The 19,398-nt window shown below is 37.3% G+C and carries 16 protein-coding genes; 6 read left to right on the top strand and 10 right to left on the bottom strand.

The features are described from left to right. Positions 1 to 5: 5 nt before the first annotated feature. From IWB64_RS00080 to IWB64_RS00065, 4 genes are all read left to right on the top strand, one after another. Positions 6 to 899, top strand: coding sequence for a DMT family transporter (locus IWB64_RS00080; protein ID WP_194532095.1), 894 nt, complete (start codon positions 6 to 8; stop codon positions 897 to 899). Positions 900 to 944: 45 nt separating this feature from the next. After that, entirely contained in the window at positions 945 to 1,898 is a 954-nt protein-coding gene (locus IWB64_RS00075; protein ID WP_194532094.1) for an acetyl-CoA carboxylase carboxyltransferase subunit alpha, read from the top strand. A gap of 155 nt (positions 1,899 to 2,053) precedes the next feature. After that, a complete protein-coding gene (gene dnaB / locus IWB64_RS00070) occupies positions 2,054 to 3,601 on the top strand; it encodes a replicative DNA helicase (protein WP_194532093.1) in 1,548 nt (515 codons plus the stop codon). A gap of 112 nt (positions 3,602 to 3,713) precedes the next feature. Next, on the top strand, positions 3,714 to 4,976 hold the full coding sequence (locus IWB64_RS00065; RefSeq protein ID WP_194535762.1) for an asparagine synthetase B: 1,263 nt from the start codon (positions 3,714 to 3,716) through the stop codon (positions 4,974 to 4,976). Between the two features lie 22 nt (positions 4,977 to 4,998). Here IWB64_RS00065 and IWB64_RS00060 read toward each other — a convergent pair whose 3' ends face one another. The 5 genes from IWB64_RS00060 to IWB64_RS00040 all read right to left on the bottom strand — a co-directional run bounded on the left by IWB64_RS00060 (position 4,999) and on the right by IWB64_RS00040 (position 13,162). After that, positions 4,999 to 7,194: a PepSY domain-containing protein gene (locus IWB64_RS00060; RefSeq protein ID WP_194532092.1), complete on the bottom strand. Its 2,196-nt coding sequence runs from the start codon at positions 7,192 to 7,194 to the stop codon at positions 4,999 to 5,001. A gap of 5 nt (positions 7,195 to 7,199) precedes the next feature. After that, the gene (locus IWB64_RS00055) at positions 7,200 to 7,700 is read right to left on the bottom strand and encodes a DUF2271 domain-containing protein (RefSeq protein WP_194532091.1); all 501 of its coding nucleotides are present in this window, start codon (positions 7,698 to 7,700) and stop codon (positions 7,200 to 7,202) included. A gap of 3 nt (positions 7,701 to 7,703) precedes the next feature. Further along, positions 7,704 to 9,218 (bottom strand): ankyrin repeat domain-containing protein, encoded by a 1,515-nt coding sequence (locus IWB64_RS00050; protein ID WP_194532090.1) that lies wholly within the window; start codon positions 9,216 to 9,218, stop codon positions 7,704 to 7,706. 87 nt (positions 9,219 to 9,305) lie between these two features. Further along, positions 9,306 to 10,727, bottom strand: a complete 1,422-nt coding sequence (locus tag IWB64_RS00045) for a hypothetical protein (protein ID WP_194532089.1) — start codon at positions 10,725 to 10,727, stop codon at positions 9,306 to 9,308. Between the two features lie 20 nt (positions 10,728 to 10,747). Beyond that, positions 10,748 to 13,162, bottom strand: coding sequence for a TonB-dependent receptor (locus tag IWB64_RS00040; protein WP_194532088.1), 2,415 nt, complete (start codon positions 13,160 to 13,162; stop codon positions 10,748 to 10,750). A 121-nt stretch (positions 13,163 to 13,283) separates the two neighbouring features. Here IWB64_RS00040 and IWB64_RS00035 point away from each other — a divergent pair, with 121 nt between their 5' ends. Continuing rightward, the gene (locus IWB64_RS00035) at positions 13,284 to 14,267 is read left to right on the top strand and encodes a helix-turn-helix domain-containing protein (protein WP_194532087.1); all 984 of its coding nucleotides are present in this window, start codon (positions 13,284 to 13,286) and stop codon (positions 14,265 to 14,267) included. Between the two features lie 5 nt (positions 14,268 to 14,272). Here the strand turns inward: IWB64_RS00035 and IWB64_RS00030 are convergent, their stop codons facing one another. Further along, on the bottom strand, positions 14,273 to 15,085 hold the full coding sequence (locus tag IWB64_RS00030; protein ID WP_194532086.1) for an HAD family hydrolase: 813 nt from the start codon (positions 15,083 to 15,085) through the stop codon (positions 14,273 to 14,275). Positions 15,086 to 15,177: 92 nt separating this feature from the next. Here IWB64_RS00030 and IWB64_RS00025 point away from each other — a divergent pair, with 92 nt between their 5' ends. Further along, positions 15,178 to 15,600: a secondary thiamine-phosphate synthase enzyme YjbQ gene (locus tag IWB64_RS00025; protein WP_194532085.1), complete on the top strand. Its 423-nt coding sequence runs from the start codon at positions 15,178 to 15,180 to the stop codon at positions 15,598 to 15,600. Positions 15,601 to 15,655: 55 nt separating this feature from the next. Here the strand turns inward: IWB64_RS00025 and rplT are convergent, their stop codons facing one another. The 4 genes from rplT to thrS all read right to left on the bottom strand — a co-directional run bounded on the left by rplT (position 15,656) and on the right by thrS (position 18,918). Next, positions 15,656 to 16,000, bottom strand: a complete 345-nt coding sequence (gene rplT, locus IWB64_RS00020; protein ID WP_194532084.1) for a 50S ribosomal protein L20 — start codon at positions 15,998 to 16,000, stop codon at positions 15,656 to 15,658. Between the two features lie 88 nt (positions 16,001 to 16,088). Further along, on the bottom strand, positions 16,089 to 16,286 hold the full coding sequence (gene rpmI / locus IWB64_RS00015; protein WP_027064530.1) for a 50S ribosomal protein L35: 198 nt from the start codon (positions 16,284 to 16,286) through the stop codon (positions 16,089 to 16,091). 105 nt (positions 16,287 to 16,391) lie between these two features. Further along, a complete protein-coding gene (gene infC, locus IWB64_RS00010) occupies positions 16,392 to 16,940 on the bottom strand; it encodes a translation initiation factor IF-3 (RefSeq protein ID WP_317171994.1) in 549 nt (182 codons plus the stop codon). Between the two features lie 37 nt (positions 16,941 to 16,977). Further along, on the bottom strand, positions 16,978 to 18,918 hold the full coding sequence (gene thrS, locus IWB64_RS00005; RefSeq protein ID WP_194532083.1) for a threonine--tRNA ligase: 1,941 nt from the start codon (positions 18,916 to 18,918) through the stop codon (positions 16,978 to 16,980). Between the last annotated feature and the right edge of the window lie 480 nt (positions 18,919 to 19,398).

Here is a 19,398-nt window from a genome sequence, read left to right as displayed (position 1 = left end):
CTTTTATGGGGGCACAGCTAAAAAACTACCTGCACTTACATTTCATAGTTTTCATTTGGGGCTTTACAGCCGTTTTAGGCAAGTTAATAACCCTAGACGCAATGCCTCTGGTCTGGTATCGTATGCTTATAGCTGCGATACTTATATTCTTCTATCTGTTTGCTAAAAGGTATTCCTTAAAAGTATCACGTAAAATGCTACTGGCCTTAATAGGAGCGGGAATAGTAATTGCGCTACATTGGGTCACTTTCTTTTTGGCTATAAAAGTTTCTAATGTATCCATTGCATTAGCTACCATGTCTACAGGGGCATTTTTTACTGCAATTATAGAGCCCTTTTGGTATAAGCGAAAAATGATTTGGTACGAAATTCTGTTCGGAGTTATAGTTATGTTGGGGCTTTATTTGATTTTTAAAGTGGATACGCAGTATCTGTATGGTATTGTTTTGGCCCTTGTTTCCGCGTTTCTTTCAGCACTTTTTTCATTAATTAACGGTAAGCTTATTCAGAAAGAAAGGCCATCCGTAATCTCTTTCTACGAGTTATTGAGCGGGGTAGTACTATTAACTATTTTTCTAGCTTTTCAGGGGAGCTTTAACGCAGAGTTTTTTCATTTGTCATCAGATGATATATTTTATCTATTTATATTAGCATCCATCTGTACGGCTTATGCTTTTATTGCATCGGTAAAAATATTAAAGTATATCAGTCCTTATACAGTAATGCTTACAATCAATCTAGAGCCTGTGTACGGGATAATTTTGGCATATTTTATCTTGGGTGATTCAGAGAAAATGAATCCCTTATTTTATGTAGGTGGTGGCATCATCCTAATGACGGTTCTTGCCAACGGAATAATGAAAAATAAGAGAAGGTTTAAAAAACCCTTCAAGAGATAAGCTTAAAGTTCTATATTTGCCCATCAAACTAAACCTATTACACTAATGGAATATCTCGATTTTGAACTCCCGATAAAAGAGCTTGAAGACCAGCTGGATAAATGTATGATTATTGGAGAAGAAAGCGATGTAGATGTATCGGAGACCTGTAAACAGATCGAAAAGAAATTAGCCGATACCAGAAAAGACATCTACAAAAATCTTACTGCTTGGCAACGGGTACAGTTATCTAGACATCCTAATAGACCTTATACTTTAGATTATATCAATGCCATATGTGGCGATACTTTTCTAGAACTGCACGGAGATAGAAATGTGAAGGACGACAAGGCTATGATTGGTGGTCTTGGTAAAATTGGTGATCAGAGCTATATGTTCATTGGGCAGCAAAAAGGGTATAATACAAAAACAAGGCAATACCGTAATTTTGGTATGGCCAACCCTGAAGGCTATCGTAAAGCATTGCGCTTAATGAAATCTGCAGAGAAGTTTGATATTCCTGTAGTATGTTTTATTGATACTCCTGGTGGTGCTGCCGGTATTGAGGCAGAAGAACGTGGACAGGGAGAGGCTATTGCTCGTAATATTCTAGAGATGACCCGTCTTAAAGTGCCAATTATTGTTGTAATTATTGGTGAAGGGGCTTCTGGAGGAGCTTTAGGGATAGGTGTAGGTGATAAGGTATTGATGTTAGAAAATACGTGGTATTCCGTAATATCACCAGAATCTTGCTCTTCAATTCTTTGGAGAAGCTGGGAATACAAAGAAGTGGCAGCAGAAGCATTAAAACTGACTGCTACGGATATGAAAAAATTAAAACTTATCGATGAAATTGTACGTGAACCAGCAGGTGGAGCGCATGCAAATCGGGAAAAGACCTTTGATGTGGTAAAAAACAAAATTACTACTCAATTTGAAGCTTTAGAAAAGTTATCCCCAAAGGAATTGGTAAAAATAAGAATGGAAAAATACGCCCAAATGGGTGTTTTTAACGGTTAACGTACGCTTTTAACAAGCTGACTAAAATCTGAGGAAGACTTTCCTCAGATTTTTTTTGTTATCAACATAAAATCGTAACTTATTAACAGGGTAATGTTCATTACCTGTTAACTATACTTCGCTTTGTTTTTTAGTTAATTGCATAATTTCGTGAAATGGAAAAAATTAATCCGGTCGTGGCCAGAAAAATAGATAAATCTACCCTAATCAATTTAGAACGTGGTAAAATACCACCACAATCTGTTGATTTAGAGGAGGTTGTTCTTGGTGCGATGATGATAGATAAGAAAGGTGTGGATGAAGTGATCGATATCCTACACCCGGATGTTTTCTATAAGGATGCCCACCGTCACATCTATGAGGCTATTTTTAAACTTTTCGAAAGTTCAGAACCGGTGGATTTATTAACGGTTTCTTCCCAATTAAAGAGAGACGGACGGTTAGATACTATTGGAGGTGATTTTTACCTGATTAAATTGACTCAAAAAGTAGCTTCTTCGGCGCATATTGAGTTCCATGCACGTATTATACTTCAGAAGTACATTCAAAGAAGCCTAATAAAAATCTCTAATGAGATTATTGAAGAGGCTTATGATGAATCTACAGATGTTTTTGACCTTTTGGATAGTGCAGAGTCTAAACTTTACGATGTTACACAAGGTAACTTAAAGCGCTCTGCCGAAACAGCCATGGATCTTGTGATTCAGGCTAAGAAAAAGATTGAAGAAATATCCAACAAAGAGGGGATGAGCGGTATTGCTACCGGCTTTGATAAACTGGATAAGTTAACATCTGGTTGGCAGCCTAGTGATTTAATTATTGTTGCGGCACGTCCTGGTATGGGTAAAACAGCTTTAACCTTATCTATGGCAAGGAATATTGCGGTAGATGGTGGTCAAGGTGTAGCATTCTTCTCGTGTGAGATGTCTTCCGTACAGTTAATTACCCGTTTAATTTCTTCGGAAACCGGGCTTTCATCTGAAAAGCTGAGAACTGGTAAACTAGAAAAACACGAGTGGGAGCAATTAAATGTAAAAGTAAAAGCATTAGAAAAAGCGCCTTTGTTTATTGATGATACACCATCGTTATCCATTTTTGATTTACGCGCAAAAGCGAGACGTTTAGCTTCGCAACATAATATTAAGATTATAATCATTGACTACTTACAGTTAATGACCGCTGGTGGAACTGGTAAAGGGGGTAACCGTGAACAGGAAATTTCTACCATTTCGCGAAACCTTAAAGCACTGGCAAAAGAATTGAATATACCGGTAATTGCCTTATCTCAGTTATCTCGTGCGGTTGAAACGCGTGGTGGTAGTAAAAGACCTTTACTTTCAGATTTACGTGAATCTGGTGCAATTGAGCAGGATGCGGATATTGTATCATTTATTTTCCGTCCTGAGTACTATAAAATTGATGAGTGGGATGATGAAGAAAGAAGCCCAACACAGGGTCAGGCGGAATTTATCGTGGCAAAACACCGTAATGGTGGTCTTGAAAGCATTCGTCTTAAATTTATCGGTAACCTTGGTAAGTTTGATAATTTAGATGATTTTGACTCTCCATTTGAGTTTCAGTCTAAAATGAACGAGAACGAGGATAATCCGTTTATAACAAAAAATCTACCGGATGCTAACCAAGCTTTTGGTAGCTCTATGAATGATTTAAGTGCAGATGAAGACAATGATGTGCCATTTTAATAGAAGATGTATCAAAAAAATTGGGTAGTTTTCTAATAGCTTTAACTTTGGCTATCATAAAAAGCGTACTTTTTCAAGTATCTTTAGAGAAAATCAAAGAGCTATACATATGATGAAATCGCTTTTATCAACTCTTTTCTTCTTCATAGGTGTTTTGCAGGTTTGTGCATCTTCCATTTTAATTCCTATGGATGTTGATGGGCAGAAGGATCATCTAAAAGCTTACGGAATCACCTATTGGGTGTTAAGCAAACAACAAAAAGTACAGTGGCTTTTAAATTATAGAGGGGGTTCATTTTTACTTCCTGATGGAGACGTTATTCGTAAAGAATGTCAAATACGCGGTGTTTCTTTTGAAATTTTATCCGATAGTCAAACTCAAAGTATTTTAACTGACATCAGCAGTCCTTCAAAAAATCAAGATGCGGTAATTCTTGAAAAAGCGCCTAAAATTGCCGTCTACTCTCCAAAAGGAAACCAACCTTGGGATGATGCCGTAACTATGGTTTTGACCTATGCTGAGATTCCTTATGTAACGATTTATGATGAAGAAGTTTTAGGTGATAAACTGGCACTATATGATTGGTTGCACCTTCATCATGAAGATTTCACGGGCCAATATGGTAAATTTTATGGAGCTTATAGAGCAGCGCCGTGGTACATTGAACAAAAAAAATCTGCTGAAGCTCTGGCTAGTGAGCATGGGTTTTCAAAAGTATCGGAGGAGAAAGGAGCGGTAGCTCAAAAAATACGAAAATATGTGATTGGTGGTGGTTTTATGTTCGCCATGTGTTCGGCTACAGATAGTTTTGATATAGCACTTTCTGCAGAGGGAGTTGATATTTGCGAGCCAATGTTTGATAATGACCCTTCTGACGCAAATTATCAGAGTAAGTTAAATTACAGCAAGACTTTTGCATTTACTGATTTCACTTTAGAAAGAAATCCGCTTAAATATGAGTTCTCTTCAATTGATATGACCAGTAAGAGAGGCAACGTACCCAAAGAGTCCGACTACTTTTCATTAATGGATTTTTCTGCTAAATGGGATGCCGTACCTACCATGCTTTGTCAAAATCATACCGCATTGGTAAAGGGTTTTATGGGGCAGACAACCGCTTTTAATAGAGATGAAGTAAAGCCGACGGTAATGGTTTTAGGAGAAAATAAGCTGAATGGCGAAGCGCGTTATATTCACGGAGTTAAGGGTAAGGGCTTTTTTACGTTTTATGGTGGGCATGATCCTGAGGATTATCAACATAGAGTAGGGGACCCAAAAACGGAATTGGAATTACATCCTAATTCTCCCGGATACCGTTTAATACTGAACAATGTGCTATTTCCTGCAGCAAGAAAGAAGAAGCAGAAGACGTAAATAGAGTTTTGATTCCCTTAATTCAATAGCAATCCATCTTTATTTGTTTTCGATTTTGATAGTAGCTTAAATCTTTGTTAAGGTATTTGTTGCTGAGTTGCTGCAATTCTTGTAAAACTTCTTTTTGCATAGCTATGGATCCACAAATCATAATGCAACCCTTCTTTTTTAAAACTTCTAAAAACAAGTCTTTATCTCGTTCAATTAAGTGCTGCACGTATATTTTTTCTGATTGTTGGCGAGAATAAGCGGTTTTAAAATCGGTCAATTTACCTTCTTGTAGTGCCGTTTCAATGTAATCTTTATAAAGATTGAACGCATCTTTAGTTTTAGCTCCCCAATACAAATGAATTTCAGTTCTTTTGATATTTTCCTGTATCATTCCTAGAAAAGGACCAATACCTGTTCCCGTAGCTATAAATACCGTTTTCCTAGAGTGCTTTGGAAAGTGGAAATTCCGGTTGTTTACTACAATAGCTGTTAGTTTTGCGTCTTGTTTAAGTTGATATAGATAGTTAGAGCATAATCCTTTTTCGTGTCTTCGGATGCTGATTAAAAGTGTATCCGAATTTAACTTGCCAATGGAATATAAGCGCTCACGAGCTCCTTCGGCTGGTACTACAGACAATAAATCGCCTGAAACAGGTTTTGACCCATTAAGATTTTTGAGGCTTAAAAGAAAAGTATCATCTTCAGGTAGTTCCGCTTTATAAATAACTTTAAAAGTTGATGCAGGTTTTGAACTTGTAATCAGCTTAGGTTTTTTCAACTTAATAGGCAGACCCATTTGTTTTGACCAAATGGAACACCAATTAGTGAAAGACTCAAAAGATTGGTCGTTAACCGTAAAGACTTCTTCCAGTGCAGTACTATTATTTGAGGCTTTTAAGACCTCATGGGTTTCGTAAGCAAACTGACAGAAATTCGGGTAGGCCGTAGAGCCAAAACCTACTACGCTAAAATCAAAAGCTTGTTTCTGTTGATTTTTTTTGACCAGTTGTATGAACTTCTCTCCGGATGCCGGGGCTTCTCCTTGTCCGTATGTGGCCGTAATGACCACTAAATGTTCCATTTTTTTGAAAAGCGAATATTGGTTCATCAGTGCCAGATGACTTTTTTTACCCGATAGTAAAAGCTGTTTGTGTAACTCTTGAGCAAATTGAAGTGTGGTACCGCCTTCGGTACCTACCAAAATAACATATTCACTTTCATTTTTTGAATATTCATTGGCAACCTTGGTTTTAGGTCTTTTAAAATATACCATAAATCCGGTAACCGTTAGAAAGGGAATTGCTAAACTTCCCAAACCGAGTACCATTGACCATAAAATACTCCCTTCCCCGGTATGGAGGACTGTAGCCCAAGATGACATTACTTGAACTATAGGGTGTTTTTCTTCGGCAAGAATGTCTCCGGTAACTTGGTTCAGATATAGCTCCTTGTCCTTTAACCGTATGATATAATAATCTTCTACAAATTCAGAAAATGGGTATTCCAGTTCCCGAAGTTCTGATAAGGGTGTAGTTTCAAAAAGGTCGAATTCTGTGTATTCTTTAAAAGGTTCCTCCTGAATGGAATCAAAATCGACTTGTAACGATACTTGAGAATCTGGGATAACATCAAAACGAAGTAAGGAAAGATATACGCCAGTGATCGCTAATACCAAAAGTGGAATCAAAGAAAATCTTGCATATACAACATGGTTATATTGAGAAAAATTTTCACGGACAACAGGTGCAAAGAATTGCTTGTATCCTCCTTGTCTTTTAGCAATAAGAACAATGCCAGAAATACTTATCAGAATAAGTAAAAAGGAAGCAAATCCGATTAGAAAACGCCCCGTAGATTTTAAAAAAAGAGATCGGTGGAGGTTGGTAGCAAATTGAAAAAGAGGCTTTTTTTGAATAAGATTTCCCAATTTATCACCGGTAAATGGATCAATGTAGAATTCATCATTATTGCCATCTATAATAACCGTAGCACTTACAAAACCGTTTCGGTCTCGTTTTACAGCTAATACCTCTTCATATTTTGTATTGATATTCTCTAAAGTCTCTGCCAAAGAAAGTTCATCGGCTCCGGAAATGCTATAAGATTCCATTTTATTAGAAATAGGTTCTACAGCGAGAATCACTCCGGTTACCGATGCTATCAAAAGAAAAAGAGAAGATATAATAGCAAATAGTAAGTGGCTAAACCTCCATACCGATACAATCATAAAAACTATTTGTTAGGTACCATTCTTATGTAGCGGATGTAACCTTTACCATCTACTTTCTCTTTTAGAGTAGCCGAATTCAGTTCAACTTCAGCGTCTACAACATAGTATTCCTGATTCTCCACCGCAGATTCAAAACGTAATTTGTAACCTGCATCAATATGAATAGTGTTGAATCCTAAAGAAATTATATTTCGTTCACCGTTACCAATGGTGGCACCAGAAATAGCATCAACATTTTCACTTGAGCCATCATTAAATTTCCACCATTCTTTTAAATCAGGAAACCATTCTTTATCATCGCCTTGAATGTAAAGCGTCTTTTCGTATTTTCCTTCCGGGTTGATCAACGAGACCACTACATAGGCTTTTTCACCAGTGTAGTTCATCATCTGAATCATACATTTGTAACTTACTTCAGGTTCTTTAACAAAGGCGGAACAGAGCATAATTAAAGAAGCTAAACCACAAATACTAAGCGTTTTTACTATGTTATTTTTCATCATGTACTAGTTTAAAAATTCTAAATCTACCTTGTTCTTGACCAATAGCTCGTTCTCTTTTGCCAAATCTAATGCGGTCTCACCAAATTCTGTGGTAGAAGCGGTATCCGCACCATTTGCTAATAAATATCTAAGCACTCCTGCATTTTCCGTTATCATGGCTGCATAGTGTAACGGCGTATTTCCGTCAGCATCTTTGGCATTGATATCAGCACCAAAAGCATTGACTTTTTTAAGCAATTTTAAATCGTTTTTAGCTACTGCCAAATGCCAAACCGTGCTTTTGTCACCTTGTGCTTTTTTGAAATCAAAGCCTTTTTCGGTCAAAGCGGCTACTTTTGCATCGTAGTCACGAATTTTCCCTCTGGTTCCAAATAAATAAGCCGCTAGGTTGTTCCCTTTTTCGTCTATAACATTAACATCTGCACCTATAGAAATGAGATAGGATACTACATCCGCACTATTGTTTTGAACGGCAATGGCAAGAGCCGTACGCCCTCCTTTATCTTTTTGGTCAATGTTTTTAGATTTTTCGGCAAAGAACGTAATTGCTTTAAGCGAATTTCTTTGGGCGGCATTAAGTAGCGCAGTGTTACCTTCGTTATCCACGGCATTTGGATCAACTCCTTTGGTTACTAAATATTCAAACACTTTGATGTCTTCTGAAGAACGTGCTAAGTTATGAAGAGGGGTTACGCCATTTTTGCTGCTCACATTTGCATTTAGCCCCAAACTTTCTAAATATTTAAAAACTTCAATACCGTTACTAGCACCTCTTCCGCCTCTACTGGCAAATAAAATTGCGTTTTCACCGGTTCCTTCGTTTTTTTTAATAGAAACACCTCGTTCTACCAATTTTTTCAAAACATCAATATTACCTCCCTGCGCAGCATAGTTAAAAATACCATTACCATGCTCGTCCGTACTGTTAAGTTCCAATCCTTTGCTAATGAAGTAGTCAATAATAGTGAGGTCTTTGATCTTACCTGCGGCAATTAAAAGTGCATTTTTACCATGGTGGTCCTTTTCGTTTTTTACATCGACACCACCTGCAATAAATGCATTATAGATGGCAGTATCTGTTTGTCCTGTAGCTGCAGTAAATGAAATTGGGCCGTAGCCGTGAGAGTCTACCAAATCTAACTTCGAGCCTTTGTTAATCAAATGTTTTACCATTTCAAGGTCTCCACTGGATGCGGCCCAGAAAACGTAAGTACGTGAATCGTGGGTTCGCTTGTTGATATCGTTCCCCTGATCAATCAGATATTGAACGGTACTCACCGGATTTTTAGCAAAAATGGCATAGGTAGTTGCGTCAAAACCACCTCTATTGGCAACGGTTACTGAATGACCATCTTTAATGGTAGATTGAATGGTGCTTATGCTGGGTTGTTTTTCCCAGTAGTCCTTATTTAAGAAAGGATTTGGGTCACGTGGGGCATTTCGCTGCGCTATTGCTCCCGAGGAAACCAAACTAAAACTAAGTACTAAAATGATAGTGTTAAGAATATTATTTTTCATGATCAAATGGATTATAGGTTCTAAGTGGATAAAACCATTACCGAACAGAATGTCCGATAATGGTTTAAAATCTGCTATTTTGTTGTTCTACCAGGCTCCGATAAAGTGGCTTCCCTCTGCGTTAATAAGTTCTGCACCTTGTATTACTTCACCGGTTTCAGTTTCTACAACGTAAATGTTTCCATTTTGGCCAACAGGCGCTTGCGTTAGGTAGATTTCCGTTCCTTCAACCGCATAACCTTGGTATTGGAACAAGTAGAAATCAGGATTATAAGGTATGTCGTCTATTCTTACTGCAGTTTGTGCGTTTAAATCAACAAGAGCAAAAAATCCTTGAGCTCCCGCAACACCTTCTACAGACCCATCATGACGGTAAGCTAAAACGGCTTTGCCATTGGCTGCTGGTCTCCATGCCAATACATAAGCACCGGTTATTCCCAAAGCATCGTCCAAATTAAAAGCGTACGAATCATCATACTGATTGTCTGCTCCAATTTTTAGGATGTAAGAGCCTTCTGGATCATTTTGATTGGCTTGGTAAACACTACCGTCATATTCAAAAGAGTTAATACTACGGTACCCATTTGTATCACCATGACCAACTGTAGAAGTTATTATAGTTGGATTTTCCAATGAAGGATAGTCCACAACAATTGTTTTAGAACCTAAAACTTCATAGTCGCTATCACTTTCAAGATCTGCTGCATTCTCTTCATCTCTAGATAAAGTTGCTGGGTCAACTTTATTCATACGAGCACCAATATATAATTTGTCTCCGGCAGCATTTAAGGTTGGCATGTCAATTCTACCAATATAATACCCTTGCGATTCTAGCTCTTCGCCTATTGATAAATCAATTTGTTGGTATTTGTTTATTTGAGAATCAACTAAATTCAACGTAACAATACCAACAGTTTGGCTTGTACGTATGTAAGTGTCATCTGTAATATCATCTGGAGTATCATTTTCGTCTACAATGTGTTCAACATCCACTCTTACCGCACAGCCGGTGTTATCTCCATCAAATAATTTAATCCATCTTGGAGCTGTTCCTACATAAGGTGCAATACTTATTTCTGTACCGGTTTGGTTAAAAACGCCTGCACCCTCTACGGAGTATTTTGTGTAGTTTCCTCCGGTATCACCCGCATAACTAATGTTGAAAATCGTATTTCCATCTTCTGAAGCCTGCAATCTTGCCGTTCTGTTAGACGGAGCAACAAATCCATTGTTGAAAGGGTCTATCTGAACGGTAGGGTCTTTTGCGTCTTCACTAGTTACTGAATAGATCAAAGTCCCTCCATTTCCGTCTCCTGGTTCATCGCCCATTTTGGCACCGGCAATGGTAATCCATCTAGCATTTTCGGTTGCTTCTTCTTCTGTTTCCGTCTCGGTTTCCGACTCTGCCTCCGTAGTTACATTGTTATCGTCACTGCTACAAGCGGTAATAAGTCCGGCCGCAAGTAGTATTGAGGCAATAGTATTAAGGTTTAAAAAAGTACGTTTCATTTTCGATTTACTTTAAGAGGTTAAAAATTGTTGATGATATAGTTTAATTTTAAATAAAATGCCCTTCCGGGTTTTTGTACGGATAGGTTGTCATAAATGGCCTGGTCAAATATATTTTTCACATCGAAGCTCAGGACAAAACAAGTTTTAGGGAATGTATAGCTGAGTCCAAAATCGTGGCTGATCTGTTCCGGAATCAAGAATACTTCTTCACCTGTTGTGTTCGTTCCTGCTGCGAACTTAAAGGCAAATTCATCTGTGTAGTAGGTGTTGTAAAATAGATTCAGTGTTGATTTTGACTGAATAAAATCTTTAAAAGTGTAGCGTAAACCTGCATTCATAGTAAACAAAGGAGCGTTGGGGACATTTGCTTCAACTCCCGAATTGACCGTCGTTAAACTCATACGGCTTATGTTGAAGTTGAACCCTAGGTTGTTATCGTAGCTATAAAATAATTCGGCTTCAAATCCTTTAGATTCTGCTGTATTCTCTAGGTTTGTATATTGTATGAATTCATCACTTTCCTTTAAGCCATCTGCATTTGCTGGTAATCCTATCCTATTTTCAATATTTCTGGCAAAGAAGTTGGTGCTTAATGTTATTCCGTGTTTCTTCAGGTTGAATTTCCCCAGTCTGAAACCGATATTTATATTATTACTTGTTTCAGGTTGAATGGTTAAATTGGGAAGTAAATTATCACCGGCATCACCAAACACCTCGCTCTCGCTGGGCAGACGAATCGCTTTTTCTGCAGATGTCAATAAAGTTATTGCTGGGGTGACTAGGTAAGAAGCTGCGAAGCCATAACCCGTATAGTCTTTGTCGCTCTGGTAAACTTCATCAATTACCGCTGTATTGTCTTCATTAAAAACGGGTTGGGTATTGAGTACTTTTTGGATGTAATGTTTGCCAAAAGCATTCAGTTTCAGCTTTTCGTTAAAGGCATTTAGTTCATAGCTTAAAGAAACAATATGCTTGTAAAGATCGCTTGTTTGTTGAAATGTGTTTTCTAACAACGATATCATTTCATCGCTATCCTCCCTATCCACACCACTATACACATGGTTTAATAGCACTTTATGGTGGTCATTGAAGGTATAAGACAGTCCCGACCGGATTGAAGATACGTCTCTAGCTATTTTTGCTAGGGTAGGACCATTTTCATTTTGCGAGCCCCATGCATACTCAAGCGGTTCCCCATCAAAACCTATCAATCTGGTACCTGCCCATGTATAAGCTTCAGCAACCGTGTCGTTTATAATACGATTACGTTTGCCGTATACACCGGTTACGTTTATATCAAGTCCTTTGACAAGAAAATTCTTTTTTTGATACGTTAGGTTTGCAAGTAGTGCATCGGACTCCAAAAAGCGACCTTTGTATGGGGATACGGTTACGAAAGTACCATGTTGTACCTCATTGTATTCATCTGATGCCGTAACACCTATAAAAAACTGATCGGCCCAGCTAACGTTCGTAAACCCTACTTGTGCCATACCACCGGTAGATCTATAAGCGTCATTAAACCTTCTGGCTACTATAGGCGTTTGTACCCCATTTGGGGCGATGTCAACTATAGTCCTACCTGATATTTTGTAATCGTTATCCGAGTAGTTGTGAAAAGCCGATGCTTTTAAAGTGAAGCCTGATTTTTCTGCTCGGTATGCGCCATTTAAATTAGTCTGTAAGGTGTTGAAGGATCCATAGGAAATGGAAGCGTTCAGGTTGTTCTTTCCTCCCTCATGAAGTACAATATTTATGGCTCCCCCGATGGCGTCACTGGATAAATGTCCGGGAACCACACCTTTATAAACTTCAATATTTTTGATCATTGAGGGCGGAATACTGTTCAAGTTAAAGGATGATCCATAAATAGAAATTGGAATTCCATCAATAAAAATACTGACCGAACTTCCTGATAAGCCGTTCAGGCTATATTCTACATTAGAACCCAGGCCCCCATTTTGCCTAATTTTTACACCTACTGTGGTATTCAAAAGTTCATTGGTCTGAATACTTCTAAGACCTGCCTCTTTGGTTTCAATAGAGTTTGCGGAAAATCCTTTGGTCTCAAGAGCGGTTTTATGTGTTTTTCCTTTTACCGTAACTTCATCTAGATTTTCAGTAGTTTCCTTTAATTGAAAATTTATCTGAACGTTTCTGTTCTCTTCTTTTATTTCGATTGTTTTAGAGCGCGTACCATAACCGATAAAGGAAACGACAAGCTTATGTTTACCCTCGGGCACGTTAGTAATAGTGTAAAAACCATCGTTATTAGATAAAACACCTTTGTTAAGCCCTGTTATTACAATGCTAGCGAATGGCAAGGATTCGCCGTTCACATCCGTAACGGAACCAGTGAGAGTACCAGAGGTATCTTGACCATAAGCGGTTATAAAGATGAAGAATAAGGACAGGGTAAATAAATGCTTCATAGGTCAAAAAAGTCGGTTCTTTTTATTAAGATTAAGTCTAAATAAATATATTTGCAAAACTAACCTAGGATTTCAGGTAGGGATAACGCAAAGAGAAGTTTTAGTTACGAATTAAGAATTAATGAGAATAGGTCTTTTCCCATCAGAGGAGTACAGCGTAAAAAATGGTGTTGATTCAATAGAATTAATACATGAAAATGCGTTTAAGACTGAAGTCTTTAAGATAGGAAAGAGTATTAACGGAAGTAAGCATGAGCTTCGGGTAGATGGGGCTACAGTCCTATTGCGGAAGTTGAGTTTCGGTAATTTTTCTGACGTGCAATATGAAAGTTCTTGTTCTTGTTTTGGTATTCATTTCTTGTTAGAAGGAAACTATGAATTTACTGGTTTAGAGAATAAAGCCAAAGTGAATATTGATTCTGGTTTTTATAACATCATTCAATGGCCCAACATTTTGGGAACTCAAAAGTTTAAAGGCTTAGATTATATTTCGGTAGAAATATTCTTTATAAAGGAGTTCTTAGAAGATTTATTGGGAACGGAGCACATTACTTTCAAGGATTTTTTAAATTCCTCTGGGAAATACCCTAGAAGTCTATGGGAAAAGGGACAACCAATACCCGAAAGATTAAGAGTACTGCTTCTTGAAATTTTAAACTGTCCGTACACAGGAAAGGCTAAAACGAATTACATAGAATCTCAAATGCGTTGCTTGGTAATAGAGGCGTTTTTAAAGAAAGAAAATTGTATAGACGAAATTAAGAAGGCACAATTACCCGCTATGGATTATGAAGCTATTGAAAAAGTAGTTTCGCATATCCAACAGAACTTAAAATTAAAACTTACAATTAAAGAACTATCCGAAGTAGCTGGTTTTAATACAACTAAGCTAAAAAATTGTTTTAAAAAAGTGCATCAAACTACGATATTTAAATTTATTACACAGCTGCGTATGGAAAAGGCGAAACTCTTAATTCTTGAGCAAAATTTTACAATTGCTCAAGCGTCGTACGAAGTAGGGTATTCTAACCCACAACATTTTACGGTGGCGTTTAAAAAATCAATGGGGTATTTGCCAAGTAAACTACTGGGTACAACACTCTAAGCTGTCTACTTTTTAGCATCCATTCCAGTTAGCATTGCTTGCAGTATATTTTCTACACCAAAATTATCGTTATTATCAGTAAGGTAATTAGCAGCTTCTTTTACGTTAGGATGTGCATTTTCCATAGCGAAACTGAAATGAGCAAGGCCAAGCATTTCCAGGTCGTTGTTATAATCTCCAAAAACCATGGTTTCTTCTGGGGTAATATCATATAAATCCTGAACCTTTTTAAGTGCATAGCCTTTATGTGCATTAGGACTAGAGATGTCTACCCAGTTCTCTCCAGATACTTTTACTTTTAGGTTCTCTTCTAAGTGAGACACAGAAGGATAAATGTATTTTTCGGAGCTTTCAAAGTGATAAATTGCAATTTTAAGTATTTCACCATCAAAATCTTTTAGGTCATCAACAACCTTATAATCGGTATAATATTCCCTCAGTTTTGCTTCAAACTCTTCAGAGTCACTTTTTATGTACGCACTGTGTTTGCCGCAAAGCACAGGATGGATATTCTCAATAGTATCCAATACGTTGAGAACCGTATTTTTAGCTTCATTTGGTAAAGGGGTAGCCAGTAGTTCTGTATCCTGCTTCATGGCAAAACCACCATTTTCAGCAATTACAATGATGTCGTTTTTAATGGGTTCTAATTTATCTACAATACTATGGTACTGTCTGCCGCTAGCGGCAACGAAAATGATGCCCTTCTGTTTCATTTTCTCAAAAAGCTCAAAAAAACGACTGCTTACTTCGTGATTAGAATTCAATAACGTGCCGTCCATATCTGTGACAACCATTTTTACTTTTGATGTATCCATGTGTGTTTTTTAGAAGAAGCAAAGGTATCTGTTCGTAATTTAATTAGGGTTCGTATTTAGAAAGTTTTACATTTATTTGATATACAAAATTTATGAAATTTTTTCAAAAGGAAATAAAGCTTAAAGCTCGTAGACGTGGGTTTCATCTAGTGACCGAAGAGCTTCTAAGCTCTTTTCCCGAACTTAGTGTTATTAGAACTGGCATGTGTCAGGTATTTATAAAGCACACATCTGCTAGCTTAACAATTAATGAGAATGCAGATCCTACGGTTAGAACAGATTTTGAGAGCCACATGAATAAAATGGTACCTGAAAATGCGCCTTATTATATTCATACCTATGAAGGGCCAGATGATATGCCTGCGCATATTAAGGCATCTTTGATGGGAGCGTCTGTACAAATACCAATAACTGGAGGAAAGTTGAATCTTGGTATTTGGCAAGGAATTTATTTATGTGAGCATAGAAACCATGCTTCAGGAAGGAACCTTGTGATTACTGCTTTTGGGGAATAAAAAAACCCGTTACACTAGTGTAACGGGTTTTTTATAAGTGAGATATATTCTTAATTTATTTAACCTGGTCTACGATTGCTTTAAAAGCATCAGGATGATTCATTGCTAAATCTGCAAGAACTTTTCTGTTCAATTCAATTCCGCTAGCTTTTAATTTTCCCATAAACTGAGAGTAAGACAAACCGTGTAAACGGGCACCCGCATTAATACGAGTGATCCATAGAGCACGAAAAGTTCTCTTTTTATTTCTTCTGTCACGGTAAGCATATAACATTGCTTTTTCTACCGCATTTTTGGCTACTGTCCAAACGTTTTTACGTCTTCCAAAATAACCTTTGGCTTGCTTTATCACCTTTTTTCTTCTGGCTCTAGAAGCAACTGCATTTACTGATCTTGGCATAATTTTAATTTTTTGTAGTAGGCGATGCTTTTATTAGCATACTTGTGAGCCTAACTCCAGGGTTAATACTTTTTTACCGAAAGAACTTTTACTTTAAACGTAATTGTTCTTTAATACTGTTAACATCTGCTTGGTGAACCAAGCCGTCATGTGTTAACTTTAGCTTACGCTTTTTAGACTTTTTAGTCAAAATATGACTTTTGAAAGCGTGCTTCCTTTTAATTTTACCAGTACCGGTAAGCTTAAAACGCTTCTTGGCACTCGATTTTGTTTTCTGTTTAGGCATTTTTCCTATTTATATGAATCTCACTTATTTATGCTGAAACTGTCCGCAAATGGCGGACAGAAGTCAGTATCTCTTTTGTTAACATAGTATAAAACTATGTTACCTTTATTTTTTCGCTTTAGGGGAAATAAACATAGTCATACGTTTACCCTCTAATCTTGGCAACTGCTCTACTTTTCCCCAGTCTTCTAAATCTTGGGCAAGTTTTAAAAGTAGAATTTCACCTTTGTCTTTATATACTATAGAACGTCCCTTAAAGAATACGTATGCCTTTAACTTGGCACCATCTTGCAAGAACTTTTCTGCATGTTTCTTTTTGAAGTCGTAATCATGGTCATCCGTGTTAGGCCCAAAACGGATCTCTTTTACGATCACCTTCGTAGCCTTGGACTTCATGACTTTCTCACGCTTCTTTTGTTCGTAAAGAAACTTCTTGTAATCTATAATCTTACATACCGGTGGTTTTGCATCTGGTGATATTTCAACCAAATCCAAACCCATTTCTTCCGATTTATCTAGAGCTACCCTTATAGGGTATACGCCTACTTCAACGTTGTCACCCACCAACCTTACTTCAGGTGATAGTATTTTTTCGTTGATTTTATGAGGGTTTTTGTTCTCCCTCCTAGGTTGGGGCCTAAATCTTTTACGTATTGCTATGACTAATTATTTTTAGTTAAACTTAAATTTTTTAAAACGACTTTAAGGTACTATTAATTTCTTTAGTTACCAAGTCAGAAAACTGCTCAAGGGAAATAGAGCCTAAATCTTCACCACCATGTCTGCGAACAGAAATAGTGTTCGATGCTTCTTCATTTTCCCCGACGATTAGCATAAAAGGAATTTTATTCATTTCTGCTTCACGTATTTTCTTGCCGACGGTCTCATTCCGAGCATCAACAAGGGCGCGAATTTCGTCATTTTCTAAGGATTTTAAAACTTTTTCCGCATATTTTTCATGTTTCTCGCTCACAGGCAATACAATAGCTTGTTCTGGGATGAGCCATAATGGGAAATTTCCTCCTGTATGTTCTAGTAACAGGGCAATGAAGCGCTCCATGCTACCAAAGGGTGCACGGTGTATCATTACCGGTCTATGTAGCTCATTATCGCTGCCTTTGTATGTAAGATCAAAGCGTTCAGGTAGATTATAATCTACTTGTATGGTTCCTAATTGCCATTGTCTACCAAGGGCATCCTTCACCATAAAGTCTAATTTTGGACCATAAAAAGCTGCTTCACCTTTTTCAATTACGTAATCAAGACCTTTTTCTTTAGCTGCATTGATGATTGCATTTTCTGCTTTCTCCCAGTTTTCTACTGATCCAATATACTTTTCGGGAGTATCTAAATCTCTTACGGATACTTGAGCGGTAAAATTGTCAAAGCCTAATGAACCTAAAACATATAAAGAAAGATCTATTACATTCTTGAATTCTTGATCTAACTGCTCAGGGGTACAGAAAATATGGGCGTCATCTTGTGTGAAACCTCTAACCCTTGTAAGGCCGTGAAGTTCACCGCTCTGTTCATACCTATATACTGTACCAAATTCCGCATATCTTTTTGGTAGTTCTCTGTAGCTAAATGGGCGTACGTTATATATTTCGCAATGATGAGGGCAGTTCATAGGTTTTAGCAAGAACTCTTCATCTTCTTTTGGAGTGTGAATAGGCTGAAAGCTGTCAGCACCATACTTTTCATAATGACCAGAAGTAACATAAAGTTCTTTTTGGCCAATATGTGGGGTAATCACCATTTCGTAACCCGCTTTTTTTTGTGCTTTCTTAAGGAAATCTTCTAGACGCTCTCTTAAAGCAGCACCTTTAGGTAGCCATAATGGCAAACCTTGACCAACTTTTTGAGAAAAAGCAAAAAGTTCAAGTTCTTTACCAAGTTTTCTATGGTCACGTTTTTTTGCTTCTTCTACTAAGGCAAGATATTCGGTAAGTTCTTTCTGTTTTGGAAAAGAGATACCGTAAATCCTGGTCAATTGAGGTTTCTTTTCATCACCTCTCCAATAAGCACCCGCAACGTTTAATATTTTTATAGCTTTTACAATACCTGTATTAGGTATGTGGCCACCACGGCATAAATCTGTAAAAGTATCATGGTCGCAAAAAGTAATAGTACCGTCTTCAAGATTCTCAATAAGTTCTACCTTGAATTCATTTCCTTGACTCTTATATAAAGATAAGGCTTCAGCTTTGGATATAGGGCGCATTTTAAAATCATGCTTGCCACGAGCAATTTCCAATGCCTTTTTTTCTATCAAAGGAAAGTCTTTTTCAGAAACGGTGTGCTCACCAAAATCAACATCATAATAAAACCCGTTGTCAATAGCAGGGCCAATAGTTAATTTTATGCCTGGGTATAATTCTTCAAGTGCCTGTGCAACTATATGTGAAGAAGAATGCCAAAATGCTTTTTTACCTTCCTTGTCTTTCCAAGTATAAAGAACTAGTGCCCCGTCTTCATTAAGAGGGGTAACGGTTTCTAATACCGTATCGTTAAATTTTGCCGAAATCACGTTTCGCGCAAAACCTTCGCTGATACTTTTGGCAATGTCCATAGGAGTGCTTCCTTTTTCATACTCCCTAATACTTCCGTCCGGTAATGTAATTTTCATCATGCCCATTTTATGTAATAAGGATGCAAAGATAGTATACCGGCACAAGCCATACAATATATAAGACTTAAGTTTATGGGATGTCTCATATATAGTAGGACATAGGTTTTAAGTAAAGCGATGAGCATAATACTTTTCTGCTTCTATTATGGTTGTATGTAGGTTTGATTTGAGCAGATGAATTATACGTAAACAAAAAATTAATAAAACATTAAGAGTGAAACAGGGGTTTGAAGCTTGTGAGAGTGAATAAAAAGTTTTAATTTTAAGGCCGCTCTTTTTCGCAGCGTGTGTAATTTACTGAAAACAAGGAGTTTGAAAAAAACTTTAATTTTTCTTTAAAAAAATCCTTTAAGAATTAAAAAAGGGTGTTACATTTGCACCCCGCTAAACAGGCACGAAGATGTTTGTTAAGTGTGGGTTAATAAAGAGTAAACGTTCCTTGTAAGTTGTTGTTTTTGTGGTCGGGAAAAAAGATTTTGA

This window comes from Zobellia nedashkovskayae (assembly GCF_015330125.1).
Lineage (GTDB): Bacteria > Bacteroidota > Bacteroidia > Flavobacteriales > Flavobacteriaceae > Zobellia > Zobellia nedashkovskayae.
This window is presented reverse-complemented; position numbering and strand designations above follow the sequence as displayed.